The organism is Burkholderia sp. R-40 (assembly GCF_049942845.1).
Lineage (GTDB): Bacteria > Pseudomonadota > Gammaproteobacteria > Burkholderiales > Burkholderiaceae > Burkholderia > Burkholderia ambifaria.
Genome location: NZ_CP187969.1, coordinates 110,596 through 123,364 on the forward strand (window position 1 = coordinate 110,596; position 12,769 = coordinate 123,364).

General features: G+C 65.7%; 12 protein-coding genes. 9 read left to right on the top strand and 3 right to left on the bottom strand.

Annotated features, from left to right (window positions below; genetic code table 11):
* The first annotated feature begins 165 nt into the window (after nt 1-165).
* Nucleotides 166-480 (top strand): hypothetical protein, encoded by a 315-nt coding sequence (locus ACP26O_RS29310; protein ID WP_175664727.1) that lies wholly within the window; start codon nt 166-168, stop codon nt 478-480.
* A gap of 523 nt (nt 481-1,003) precedes the next feature.
* Here ACP26O_RS29310 and ACP26O_RS29315 read toward each other — a convergent pair.
* Complete coding sequence (locus ACP26O_RS29315) at nt 1,004-1,828, bottom strand: IclR family transcriptional regulator (protein ID WP_105830628.1); 825 nt, start codon at nt 1,826-1,828, stop codon at nt 1,004-1,006.
* 154 nt (nt 1,829-1,982) lie between these two features.
* On the opposite strand from ACP26O_RS29315, the gene ACP26O_RS29320 reads away from it, so the two are divergent.
* The 7 genes from ACP26O_RS29320 to ACP26O_RS29350 all read left to right on the top strand — a co-directional run bounded on the left by ACP26O_RS29320 (nt 1,983) and on the right by ACP26O_RS29350 (nt 9,988).
* Nucleotides 1,983-2,747, top strand: coding sequence for an ABC transporter substrate-binding protein (locus tag ACP26O_RS29320; protein WP_105830627.1), 765 nt, complete (start codon nt 1,983-1,985; stop codon nt 2,745-2,747).
* Nucleotides 2,748-2,776: 29 nt separating this feature from the next.
* Nucleotides 2,777-3,433 carry an amino acid ABC transporter permease gene (locus ACP26O_RS29325; protein ID WP_105830626.1) on the top strand — a complete coding sequence of 219 codons (657 nt, stop codon included), beginning with the start codon at nt 2,777-2,779 and terminating at the stop codon, nt 3,431-3,433.
* On the top strand, nt 3,430-4,176 hold the full coding sequence (locus tag ACP26O_RS29330; RefSeq protein WP_011660484.1) for an amino acid ABC transporter ATP-binding protein: 747 nt from the start codon (nt 3,430-3,432) through the stop codon (nt 4,174-4,176). The genes ACP26O_RS29325 and ACP26O_RS29330 overlap by 4 nt, the downstream gene beginning before the upstream one ends.
* An 8-nt stretch (nt 4,177-4,184) precedes the next feature.
* The gene (locus ACP26O_RS29335; protein ID WP_175664726.1) at nt 4,185-5,483 is read left to right on the top strand and encodes an NAD(P)/FAD-dependent oxidoreductase; all 1,299 of its coding nucleotides are present in this window, start codon (nt 4,185-4,187) and stop codon (nt 5,481-5,483) included.
* Between the two features lie 541 nt (nt 5,484-6,024).
* Complete coding sequence (locus ACP26O_RS29340) at nt 6,025-7,509, top strand: benzaldehyde dehydrogenase (RefSeq protein ID WP_175664725.1); 1,485 nt, start codon at nt 6,025-6,027, stop codon at nt 7,507-7,509.
* Between the two features lie 14 nt (nt 7,510-7,523).
* Complete coding sequence (locus tag ACP26O_RS29345) at nt 7,524-8,651, top strand: NAD(P)-dependent alcohol dehydrogenase (protein ID WP_175664724.1); 1,128 nt, start codon at nt 7,524-7,526, stop codon at nt 8,649-8,651.
* Nucleotides 8,652-8,818: 167 nt separating this feature from the next.
* Nucleotides 8,819-9,988, top strand: a complete 1,170-nt coding sequence (locus ACP26O_RS29350; RefSeq protein WP_175664723.1) for a helix-turn-helix domain-containing protein — start codon at nt 8,819-8,821, stop codon at nt 9,986-9,988.
* A gap of 321 nt (nt 9,989-10,309) precedes the next feature.
* Here ACP26O_RS29350 and ACP26O_RS29355 read toward each other — a convergent pair whose 3' ends face one another.
* Nucleotides 10,310-11,494: a sugar transporter gene (locus tag ACP26O_RS29355; protein ID WP_175664722.1), complete on the bottom strand. Its 1,185-nt coding sequence runs from the start codon at nt 11,492-11,494 to the stop codon at nt 10,310-10,312.
* A 193-nt stretch (nt 11,495-11,687) separates the two neighbouring features.
* Here ACP26O_RS29355 and ACP26O_RS29360 point away from each other — a divergent pair, with 193 nt between their 5' ends.
* Nucleotides 11,688-12,362 carry an HAD family hydrolase gene (locus ACP26O_RS29360; RefSeq protein WP_006753754.1) on the top strand — a complete coding sequence of 225 codons (675 nt, stop codon included), beginning with the start codon at nt 11,688-11,690 and terminating at the stop codon, nt 12,360-12,362.
* Between the two features lie 120 nt (nt 12,363-12,482).
* Here ACP26O_RS29360 and ACP26O_RS29365 read toward each other — a convergent pair whose 3' ends face one another.
* Nucleotides 12,483-12,725: a DUF6566 family protein gene (locus tag ACP26O_RS29365; protein ID WP_166723829.1), complete on the bottom strand. Its 243-nt coding sequence runs from the start codon at nt 12,723-12,725 to the stop codon at nt 12,483-12,485.
* Between the last annotated feature and the right edge of the window lie 44 nt (nt 12,726-12,769).

Sequence of the window (12,769 nt, forward strand, 5' to 3'; positions counted from 1 at the left end):
TGCACAGCTATGGCAACAATTTTCGACGCTAAAAAGCTCCGCCCAGTCAGCATCGTCGTGGCTTGCGGTGGGCTATTGGCAATGGTGCAATGGTCGCCGGCAATAGTACCCATGCCTCCTGCTCGACTGAGCGACATGTGCAATGTTGACGGTTCTGGAAATGTCATGCCGAGCCAGACGGTGATCGGGAATCTGTCCCAAATCCAAGACTCCTATTTCGTGCAGGATGGCAACGGTCACGCCGTACTGGTTTTACGATGCGTCAAAGGAGCTTGTGCGCCTTTTGACCGTAAACTCGTTCGGAGGCATGTCGGTGAACCGGTACGGGCCGAGTTCTGCAGCGATCACCCGGCCCGTCTACTGATTTCCGGCGTAGAGGTATATCGGCTGACGCAGCAGGTGATTAACAAGAACATTGCCGATATTCAGCGCACGCAGTCGATGATGCGTAGCATCGGGGCCGCTTGGTGTGGTACCTGATTACTATTTCAGGTCGGCATTGAATGGCTTGGACGGCGGCGGCACTCTCGTTAAGGCTTGAAAAAAATACGCCGAACGTCTGCTTTCCGCCAAGTCGAGAGATAGCTTCGGGTCGATCTGCGCCGGTCGCGTGCGCTGGGCGGCGGCCGGCCGAGTTCGGCCATGACAGCCATTGGGTCGCGCTTTCGTACGGACCTTTGAACGTCGGTCACGACTTCAGTACCGGACATTCGTGTACCGACACGATCTGACAAGACGCCGGCCGAAGTGATGCTTCCCGCAGGCGTCCGTGGGCGTTTCATGAGTGACCGTTGTCGGACAAGATCCAAAATCGATGGCTCGCAGCGAGCGGGGTTCGGTTCGTTCGCAGCTGGAAGTGGTTCTTCCTGAAGCTTATCGACAAGCATGGTAGGGAGCGACGCGGTGTGATGCTTCTGCCCCGAAGCTTCCTCCGTGCTTCTCGCTCCGACGCGAAGACGGCTCCTCGCGGTGTGTTGGCGACGAACCGGACGTGGGCGCGCCCTCAGGCAAGCGTCCTGATGGAATTGCTGATACTGCGCGCGCAATCGATCACCGCAGGCGCCAGCCGCGCTTCCGCGTCCGCCAGCGTCCAGCGGCTCGTCGGCGCGACGACGTGAACCGCGCCGACCGGGCGGCGCTCGCCGTCGAGCACCGCCGCCGCGATGGTCATATCGCCGATAAACAACTCTTCGCGGTTCGACGCATAACCGTTGCGCCGCCCAAGCACAAGACGCCTCCCGATCTCCTCAAGATCCGTGACGGTGTACTGCGTGTGCGTCACGCGGTCGCTGGCCGCCAGCAGCGCGCGTGACTCGTCGTCCGGCAGCGCCGCGAGATAGGCCCGCCCCGACGCCGTGCAGTACATTGGAATACGGCTACCTATGGGCATGTGGATCGGCACGAATTTCATGCACACGAACCGCGCCACGTAGACCATGTCGAGGCCATCCGGCTCGGTCAGATTGGTCGTCTCGCCGATGACATTGGTGAGTTCGGATAGAAACGGGTTGGCGACGTCGATCAGCGTGTCGGCGGCAAGATAGTTGAAACCGATTTGCATCACACGCGGCGCGAGCTGATACCGCTTCGTACGCGGATGCTTTCTCACGTAGCCGAGCTTCTCCAGCGTGTAGATCATGCGCTGCGCAGAGCTTTTGGTAATCGACGTCGCCTCCGCGACTTCCGGCAGCGTCATCGAACGGCGTTGCGCGCTGAACGCGCGCAGCACCGCGATTCCCTTCTCCAGCGACTGATTGAACAGCGCATCCGGCGTCTCATCCGGATCCAAAGAGGCTTCCGGCCGCGCGCCGGACGTCTTGCGTGTCATGGAATTACCCAATTGTTTAGGTGTGACATCGAGACTAGCATATCGCATATCGATACTCAAGTTACGCTAATCGATATTTTTGATTCGAATATCATAGTGAAACCGATGGTTGCCGATATTCCTGTCGGCCCTCGCCAACCCCGTGGAGAGACTCATGTTCCAGTTCGCCAAACGCTTCGCTAGTGTCTTTGCAACAGGATTGCTGCTCGCCGGCGCGCCGGCCTGGGCGGTTGCCGCCACCACCTACGAGGTCGGTTCGACGGCCACCGGCGTGCCGTTCACCTTTCTCGACGTAAAGAGCAATTCGATCCAGGGGCTGCTGGTCGATGCGATCACGGCAACGGGCAAGGCGGCGGGCTTCGATGTGAAGATCGAGCAGACCACGTTCTCGTCGCTGATTCCGTCGCTGACCACCAAAAAGATCGACATCATTTCAGCAGCCATGCTGAAGACGCCGGCGCGCGAACAGGTCGTGGATTTCTCCGATACGGTCTATTCGTATGGCGAGGGCCTGATCGTTCGCGCGGACGACAAACGTCAGTACACGTCCATGGACGATCTCAAGGGCGAGATCGTCGGCGCGCAGGTCGGCACCGCGTTCGTCGACGCCTTGAATAAGAAGGGCATCTTCAAGGAAGTGCGCACTTACGATTCGGTCGCCGACATCATGCGCGACGTCGCATTGGGCCGTATCAAGGCGGGCTTCGGCGATCATCCGATCATTGCCTATCAGCTTCAGCACAATCCGAATCCGCAACTGCGCCTCGTCAGCGGATATCAGCCTTCGGTGAAAGGCCAGTTGTGCTTCGTCGTGCGCAAGGGCGACACGGCCACGCTGGAGCAGTTGAATGCCGGCATCAAGAAGATCAAGGCCGACGGAACGCTTACGCAGATCGTCAAGAAGTGGCAGGTGGAATGACGCCGTTTTCAGAATAAGGACTGCCCGCCATGTTCTTCCAGAACGCCGTTGAATTCCTGCCGATCCTGCTGAAAGGTGCGGTCGTCACGATCGAGATCACTTTCTGCTCGTTCGTCCTGAGCACCGTGCTCGGGTTGCTGCTCGCGCTGATGCGCGTGTCCGACAACCGCGTCGTGTCGAACACGGCCGCAACTTTCATCAACGTGATTCGCGGACTGCCGATCATCGTTCAGCTCTTCTATATCTACTTTGTGCTGCCCGATCTCGGTGTGCAGTTGTCCGCCTTCCAGGCCGGGTTTATCGGCCTCGGTATTGCGTACTCGGTGTATCAGGCGGAGAACTTCCGCGCGGGCATTCAGGCGATCGATCACGGGCAGATCGAAGCGGCGCAGTCCATCGGCATGCGCGGCACGATGATCATGCGGCGCGTGGTGCTGCCGCAAGCGTTCCGGATCGCGCTGCCACCGTACGGCAACACGCTCGTGATGATGCTCAAGGATTCGTCGCTCGCCTCGACGATCACGGTCGCCGAAATGACGCGTGCCGGGCAGCTCATCGCATCGTCCACGTTTCAGAACATGACGGTTTTCACGCTGGTCGCGCTGCTATATCTCGGACTCAGCCTGCCGCTCGTCTATGGATTGCGGCGGCTCGAACGCCGCCTTGGACTGAAGGGAAAACGATGATCAAGGTCGACTCGATTCACAAGCGATTTCACGATCAGCACGTGCTGAAGGGCGTCAGTCTGAATGTGGAACGCGGCCAGGTGGTATGTCTGATCGGTCCATCGGGCTCGGGCAAATCCACGCTATTACGCTGTATCAACGGGCTGGAACGGCATGACGCCGGAGAGATCACCGTCGAGGGTCGCACCGTCGACGCAAAATCGAAACAGATCCACGAACTGCGCGCGCAGGTCGGCATGGTGTTCCAGCGTTTCAATCTGTTTCCGCATCGCACGGCGCTGGAAAACGTGTTCGAGGGTCCCGTGTTCGTGAAGAAGCAAGCGCGCGCTCAGGCACGCGAGCACGCGCGGCATCTGCTCGACAAGGTCGGGCTTGCGCATCGTATGAACGCGCATCCGGCGGAACTGTCGGGCGGACAGCAGCAGCGCGTGGCGATCGCGCGAGCGCTGGCCATGGAGCCCAAAGCGATTCTCTTCGACGAACCCACCTCGGCGCTCGACCCGGAACTGGTCGGCGAAGTGCTCGGCGTGATGCGCCAACTGGCCGACGACGGCATGACGATGATCGTCGTCACGCATGAAATGGCGTTTGCGCGCGAAGTGGCCGACCGTGTGTGTTTTCTTCACGACGGCGCGATCCATGAAGAAGGCAGCGCGGCCGAGTTGTTCGACCGTCCCCGCCATGCCCGCACGCGCGAGTTTCTCGGCAAGATGCCCGCGCTTGCCGAAGCGCCCCGGATTTGAAGACCATCATGAACCTGGCTGAAGTTGAAGTCGCAAAGCCGTTGCCGCCCTCGCTGTGGGCAGCGACGGCGGAACCCGCAGTTGTAACGCCTCGGCTCGATAGCTCGACGGTCGTAGACGTGACGATCGTCGGCGCCGGCTATACCGGGTTGTCGACGGCGTTGCATCTGGCGGAGCAGGGCTTGCGCGTCTGCGTGATCGACGCCAACGAGCCCGGCTGGGGAGCGTCCGGCCGGAATGGCGGCCAGGTTATTCCCGGCCTGAAATACGATCCCGATGAACTCATCCGACGCTACGGTCCACACGACGGCAACGCGCTCGTGCAAATGGCGGGCGGTGCTGCTGATACGGTTTTCGATCTGGTCGCGCGCCACGGCATTCGCTGCGATGCAACGCGCGCGGGCTGGATTCAGCCGACCCATTCGCACAAGCTGCTGAAGACGCTGTACGCTCGCGCAGGACAGTGGGAAGCGCGTGGCGCGCCGGTCGAGTTGCTCGACCGTGCGCAGGTATCGAAACGGCTCGGCACTGACGCGTTTGTCGGCGGCTGGGTCGATCGGCGCGCAGGCAGCGTGCAACCGCTGAGTTATGCACGCGGCCTTGCGCGCGCGGCGCAAGCGGCGGGCGCTGAGATTCATGGCGGGACTCGCGCCGCGGGCGTCGAGCGCGGCGCGAACGGATGGCGCATTCGCACGGCGCATGGTCCGGTCATCGAGTCGAAACAGGTGCTGCTCGCCACCAACGGCTATACCGACGGACTCTGGCCGCGACTGGCGCAATCGGTGATCGCGGCAAACAGCTTCATTGTCGCGACGAAGCCGCTGGCGGACGATGTCGGCGCAACGATTCTGGCGGGCGGCGAAGTAGCTTCCGATTCGCGGCGTCTGCTGCTGTACTTTCGCAAGGATGCGGATGGACGTTTGCTGATGGGCGGGCGTGGACCTTTTCGCGACCCTCGCAGCGCCGGGGATTGGGTGCATCTCGAGCGTGCGGCCCAGTTGATGTTTCCACACATCAAGGACATCGAGTTTGAATTCCGATGGGCTGGTCGCATCGCCATCACACGCAATTTTTTGCCGCACGTGCACGTGCCGGCAGAAGGCATGACTATCGCTCTCGGTTACAACGGACGCGGCATTGCGATGGCGACAACGCTCGGGAAGCATCTGGCCGCTTTAATCGGCGGGACGACGCGCGGATTACCGCTTCCGCCGACGTCGATTGAGCCAGTTCCATTTCACGCGTTGCAGCGGCTCTATATCAGTGCGGGAGTGGCGTGGTATGGACTGCTCGACGCGCTGTCATGAGCGCTCCGATTGATAAACGGCGCGCTGACGCGCGTCGTTTGGTGACAGTGCTGGAACTGGCGGCCAATGCCGACGCCTGCCGCGCTTGCCAAGCGACGACGGTGCTCGCTGGAGCCCATTGTCGATGGTTGCCGCGATGGCGATGATACGCACCGAGCTTGCCGGGTCGAGCGCGTTGCCGTCGATGCGCGGGAATGCCTGCCACGCCTGAAGTGCGGTGGGTCTCGTCAAACCAGTGCTACCGAGGCAGGCGATTTGCCCGTTTTTGCCCGTTGAGTCTTGTCAGACACGACGCAAGTACCGCTTCACCACCAACCCCCACCGCGTCATCAGCCAGCGTGCACAACAACCCGCGCAACAACTGTCCAGTTTCCGCACACATAATCACAAACGCCCCACGCTCCGCGCAGCCCCGCCGGGTGGGAACAAACCCGTATAGCCCCGTTTCGCCGCCCCTGCCTACCCTCGCCCGCATGCCGGTCAACCCCCAAGCGCCCAGCAACGCCCGATCCGGCCGATCCGAATTTCCCCAGGAGCGTAAATGGATAGCAGCACCAGCACCACCACCAACACCGCCCTCTTCGACACCGACGTCTGGCGCGGCAAGACATTCAACGGACGCTGGCACCCGAGCGCACACGCCGCCGACGTGATCGAACCGGCGACCGGCAACACGCTCGGCCGCGTCGGTCTCGCCGACGGCGCAGCCATCGCCGACGCATCGGCCGCCGCGCATCGCGCGCAGCCCGCATGGTTCGGCCTGCCGTACGACGAGCGCGCGGCGGTCCTGCGTCGCGCGGCGGCCGTCGCCGAAACGCACTTCGACGCAATCGTCGACTGGCTCGTGCGCGAAAGCGGCTCGACGCGCGCGAAGGCGTCGTTCGAAACCTCGGTCACGATCAAGGCACTACATGAAGCGGCCGGGTTGCCGTCGCGCGCGGCCGGCGAGGTGCTGCCGTCGGCGGCCGGCCGGCTGTCGCTCGCGCGTCGCCGCCCGCGCGGCGTGGTCGGCGTGATCTCGCCGTTCAATTTCCCGCTGTACCTCGCGATGCGCGCGGTCGCGCCGGCGCTCGCGCTCGGCAACGCAGTCGTGCTGAAGCCCGATCCACGTACCGCCGTGTGCGGCGGCGTCGCGATCGCGCGCGTGTTCGAGCTCGCCGGCTTGCCGGCAGGCGTGCTGCACGTGCTGCCCGGCGACGGCGCGGCCGGTGCCGCGCTGGTCGCCGACCCGCATGTCGCGATGATCCAGTTCACCGGCTCCACCGCGGCCGGGCGCAAGGTCGGCGAAGCGGCCGGCCGCCATCTGAAGAAGGTGTCGCTGGAACTCGGCGGCAAGAATTCGCTGATCGTGCTCGACGATGCCGATCTCGACCGCGCGGTCGCGAACACCGCATGGGGCGCGTATCTGCATCAAGGCCAGATCTGCATGGCAACCGGCCGCGTGCTGGTGCAGCGCGCGATTCACGACCGCTTCGTCGCGAAGCTCGTCGAGAAGGCGCAAAGCCTGCGCGTCGGCGATCCGGCCAGCGGCGACGTCGGCCTCGGCCCGCTGATCAACGCCGCGCAACGCGACCATGCGGCGCGCGTGGTCGACGCGGCTCGTCGCGCCGGCGCACGCGTCGAGACGGGCGGCGGCCATCGCGACCTGTTCTTCGAGCCGACCGTGCTCAGCGGCGTCGCGCCGGGCAATCCGGCGTTCGACGAGGAAATCTTCGGGCCGGTCGCGATCGTCGTGCCGTTCGATACCGACGAAGACGCGATCGCGCTCGCGAACCGCACCGAATACGGGCTGTCGATGGCGATCCTGTCCGCCGACGTCGGCCGCGCGCTGAGGATCGGCGAGCAGCTGAATACCGGGCTGCTGCACATCAACGACCAGACGGTCAACGACGAAGTGATCAACCCATTCGGCGGCGTCGGCGCATCGGGCAATGGCTCGAGCATCGGCGGTGCGGCAAACTGGGAAGAATTCACGCAGTGGCAATGGCTGACGATCAAGGGCGAAGCGCCGCTGTATCCGATTTGACGAGGAAACCGACCATGTACACCGAAAACGATACGCGCGCCGTCACCGCGGCCGTCGCCCGCGCCGCCGGCGCTCCCTTCTCGATCGAACCGGCCCGGATCCGCGCGCCGCGCGGCGACGAGGTGCTGGTGCGCGTCGTCGCGACGGGCCTGTGCCACACCGACCTGATCGTGCGCGACCAGTACTATCCGGTGCCGCTGCCGGCCGTGCTCGGTCATGAAGGCGCCGGCGTGGTCGAGGCGGTCGGCCCGAACGTGAAGACGCTCGCCGCCGGCGATCACGTCGTGCTGACCTACGGCGCGTGCGGCCATTGCGCGTCGTGCGTCGGCGGTCACGGCGCGTATTGCCGGCAGTTCTTCGCGCTGAACTTCGGCGGTGCCGATGCCGACGGACAGACGGCCCTCCGCGACGCAGCCGGCGAACCGCTGCACGATCATTTCTTCGCGCAGTCGTCGTTCGCGAGCTACGCGCTCGCGCGCGAGAACAACGCGATCAAGGTGCCGAAGGAAGCGCCGCTCGAACTGCTCGGCCCGCTCGGCTGCGGCATCCAGACCGGCGCGGGCGCGGTGATCAATTCGCTCGCGGTACGCACGGGCAGCAGCTTCGCGAGCTTCGGCGCCGGCGCGGTCGGGATGAGCGCGGTGATGGCCGCGCGCATCGCCGGCGCGACGACGATCATCGCCGTCGACATCGTGCCGTCGCGGCTTGCGCTGGCGCTGGAGCTTGGCGCGACGCACGCGATCAACAGCAAGGAAGTCGACGTCGTCGGCGCGATCCGCGAGATCACCGGCGGCGGCGTCGACTACGCGCTCGAATCGACCGGGCTGCCGGCCGTGCTGTCGCAGGGGATCGATGCGCTCGGCTCGCGCGGCACGATGGGCGTGGTCGGCGCGCCGAAGCTCGGCACGAAGGCCGAATTCGACGTGAACAGCCTGCTGCTCGGCGGCCACACGATCCGCGGGATCGTCGAAGGCGACAGCGTGCCGCAGACCTTCATTCCGCAACTCGTGCAGTTGCATCTGCAAGGCCGGTTCCCCTTCGACCGGCTGGTGAAGTTCTATCCGCTCGAGCAGATCAACCAGGCCGCCGCGGACAGCAGCAGCGGCATCACGCTCAAACCGATCCTGCGGTTGCCGCATTGAGCGCGGGGCGCCGCCGGCGGCACCCCGATGCAAATCGGCGGCACGCGGCGTGCACCCTTGCACGGCACGACGATACCCCGCTTCGGGCGCCGGGCTATATTACGCATTCGCGCGACACGCCGGCCGGCATGCCCGGCCCGGCCATTCGACCCACATGGAGCGCATGTGTGAATACAGCCCCTGAATCTCCTGCACGGCTGGTCGACCTCGACCGGCTCCGCGCCCGGTTCGCGGCGGGCGAGCCGCTGCCCGAAACGGCTTTGCCGGCCAGCGTCGCGCGCTCGTGGCTGCGTTCGCGCGACGCCGGGCTGCGGCCATGGCAACACGCCCGCTATGAAATGCAGCGCGAGCTCGACGAATCGCGCGCGGACCGGCGGCTCTACCGTTGCGTCGCGCAGGAGATCGAGCCGCTGTGGGCGGCGTTCGGCGGCCGCGATTGGACGATCTTCTGCGTCAATCCGCGCGGCACGATCGTGCATGCGCGGCGCAGCCCGCAATGCGACGACGCGCTGCTGACGCCGATCGTGGCCGGCCGCCGGATCGTCGAACCGAACATCGGCACGACCGCGCCGAGCTGCGTGATTCACGATGGCGCCGAGGCCGTCGTCGCGGGCGCCCAGCACTATCTCGACGAGTTCTCGCGGGTATTCTGCCTCGCGGTGCCGCTGGTCGGCCTCGACGGCGAAGTGATCGGCGCGCTCGACATCACCGGCATCGGCCGGCGCAACGTCATGCAGCTGCGCGAGCAGTTCCGGCACGCGGCGCTGTCCGCCGAGCAGCGGCTGTATGCGATGTTGCGCGACTGCCATCTGCTGCAGGTCCAGCACGATCCGCGCTGGCTCGGTACGCCGCTCGCCGGCGTCATCGCGCTCGACGGAGCGGGCCGCGTGCGCGCGGTGAGCCGGCTTGCCCGGCAGATGCTCGATCTCGCGCCCGCAGGGCCGGTCGTGCCGTACGACCTGCGGCAACTGTTTCCCGGCGCGACGCCCGCGCAACAGCGTCGTTTGCTGACACCGGCGCGCACGCCGCAGCGAATCGCGCGCGACGATGGTAGCCACGTATGGGTGCGCACGCTGCGCGCGCCGCTCGATCGGGCGACGATGGCGCGCCACGCCGATGTGCTCGATGACGCCGCCGATGTATGCACCGCCGCGCCGGCCGCGAGCCCGCAGGCAAGCCTGCGCGAACAGTCGCTCGAAGCGATCCGCCGCGCGCTCCGCGAACACGACGGCAATGTGTCGGCGGCCGCGCGACAACTCGGCATTTCACGCACGACGCTGTACGCGAAGCTCAAGCGGCTCGAAGCTGCGGGGATCGGGACTGACGGGCTGCATTGACGCGGCGTAGAACGTGCGGCCGTGCGGCGTGCGGTGTGCGGTGTGCGGTGTGCGGCGTGCGGTGTGCGGTGTGCGGTGTGCGGCGTGCGGCGTGCGGCGTGCGGCGTGCGGACGATAAGCATGAAACGATGGCGGCCACGCCATCGCCCGGCCCAATTCCTTGCGAACCCGATCGCCGCCGGCGCATCCCCCGCCGCGAATGGCTTACTCGGATCGCCGCCGGTTCATCGCGCACCCGCCGCCGCGATCGTCGAGCACGACAGGTCAATGCCGCCATGGCGGCGTGATCGTCAATCGCCTGCGCGACGGTGAATCGGCCCGCTACGCCACCGCCCGCCGCTCATGCAGCCGCAACGCGGCCCACGCGATCCCGGCCGAGAAGATCCCGACCACCCCGCCGAACGTGCCGATCCACGGCAGCCCGAACGCGCCGGCGATATGGTTGCCGAGCAGCGCGCCGGCGCCGATCCCGACGTTGTACAGCCCGGAAAAGATCGACACGGCGAGATCGGTCGCCTCGGGCGCCAGCTTCAGCACCCACGCCTGCATCGCGAGACCGAAGCAGACGATCGCGCCGCCCCACACCAGCGTGTGAACGGACAGCGTGACGATGTTCAGCGCGCTCGGGAACAGGATCAGCAGACAGGCCGACAACGCGATGATCGACGCGATCAGGAAATCGGCCGGCCGCTCCGGAAACACGCGATTGAAGCAGAGCGCGGCCGGCACGCCGGCGACGCCGAACAGGATCAGCACGTAGGTAATCCGGCTGCTGCTCGCATGATTGACGCTCTGCACGAACGGCTCGATGTACGTATACGACGTGAAGTGCGCGGAGATCACCAGCACGGTGATCGCGTACAGCGCCACCAGCGCCGGCTTGCGCAGGAACGTGCCGATGCTCGCGAGCGAGCCGGCGCCCTGGCTGGGGAGCGTCGGCAGCGTCATGCGCAGCGCCAGCAACGCGACGGCCGCCGCGCCGCCGATCACGAGGAACGTGACACGCCAGCCGAGCGCCTCGCCGATCACGCGCCCGAGCGGAATGCCGGCGACCATCGCGGTCGCCGTGCCCATCGCGAGCAGGCCGAGCGCGCGGCTTTTGCGGTCGCTCGGCGCGAGCCGCACGGCCAGCGGGACGGAAATCGACCAGAACACCGCGTGCGCGCACGCGATGCCGAGCCGGCCGAGCATCAGCACCGTGAAATTCCACGCGACGCCGGTGACGACATGGCTGCCGATGAACACCAGCAGCGCGCAGCTCAGCAGCTTGCGGCGCTCGACGTGACGCGTGACGAACGTCAGCGGCAGCGACACGACGGCGACGGCCCACGCGTAGATCGTCAGCATCAGGCCGACGGCGGTCGGCTGCATCTGCAGGCTGTCGCCGATCGCGCTCAGCAGCGCGACGGGCACGAATTCGGTGGTATTGAAGATGAAGGCAGTGAGTGCCAGGGCCAGAACGCCCCACCACGACTGTTCGGAACTGACGGCGTCCGGGGTTGCCATACGGGAATTCGACGAAGGTTGGTGGCGCGGGCAGCCGGCCCGGCGCATCGGCGCGATTGTACCAGCGGCGCTTGAAACGCCGCTCCCGGCCGCGATGCGCGAACACGGCAATGACACGGCCGTGCGCCGATAATGTGTCGAATCCACTTTCCCCGAACGAATCGCCCGAACGCCATCGGGCCAGGAGATTTACATGCGCATTGAAACGTCATTTCTGTTCGATCTCGACGGCACGCTCGTCGACAGCGTCTATCAGCACGTGCTCGCGTGGAAGGAAGCGCTCGATGCCGAGGGCATCGAGCTGTCGGTGTGGCGCATCCACCGCAAGATCGGGATGAGCGGCGGCCTGTTCCTGAACCAGCTGCTGCGCGAGACGGCCGGCGACATCGACGCCGAGCGCGTCGAGCGGCTCGCGCGGCTGCATGCGGCCGCGTACCAGCGGCTGCGCGCGCAGGTCCGGCCGCTGCCGGGTGCGCGCGAGCTGCTGGCCGCGCTGACGAATGCCGGCATTCGCTGGGCGATCGCGACCAGCGGGCGGATGGAAACCGCCGCGATCAATCTGGAGGCGCTCGGCGTCGATCCGGCGAAGAACGTGGTTGTCACGCGCGACCAGGTGAAGTACGCGAAGCCGGACCCCGACCTGTTCCTGACCGCCGCCGCGAAACTGAACGTGCCGATCGAACATACGGTCGTGGTCGGCGACAGCATCTGGGACATGCTCGCCGCGAGCCGCTGCCGGGCGCTCGGCGTCGGGCTGCTGTCGGGCGGTTACGGCAGCGACGAGCTCGAACGCGCGGGCGCGCTGCGCGTGTATGACGATCCGGCGGATCTGCTGTGGCATCTGGATGAGATCGCGGCGCGGCCGTAACGCCTGAATCGTCCGCCTGACCCGCATCGGCCGGGTCTCCGCGCGCGCCTTCCCCGACTTCCCTCCCGTCGGGCACGCGTCTCCACGCCGGAGGCGCGTGCCAACACGGTGCCGGTGCGGTCAGTCGTCGTCCACGCGCTTGTCGACCAGATAGCGCCCGCGCTCGACGCCCGCCCGCAGCGCCTCGTCCTCGGTCAGCCATTCGGGGCCGGCCGGCTCCGGTACGTACAACTCGATGCGCGCGCCGTCGACATACACCTGCACCTCGTCGTCCCACGCGCCGCGCGCGTTGCGGCGCGCCCATACGCGAATCTCGTGGCCCCGATATGGGTCGCGAACCTGTGCGTCCTGCTGATGTTGCATCCTGGCCCCCTGTACTTATCTGCGATGAAGATGCAAAAAATGCG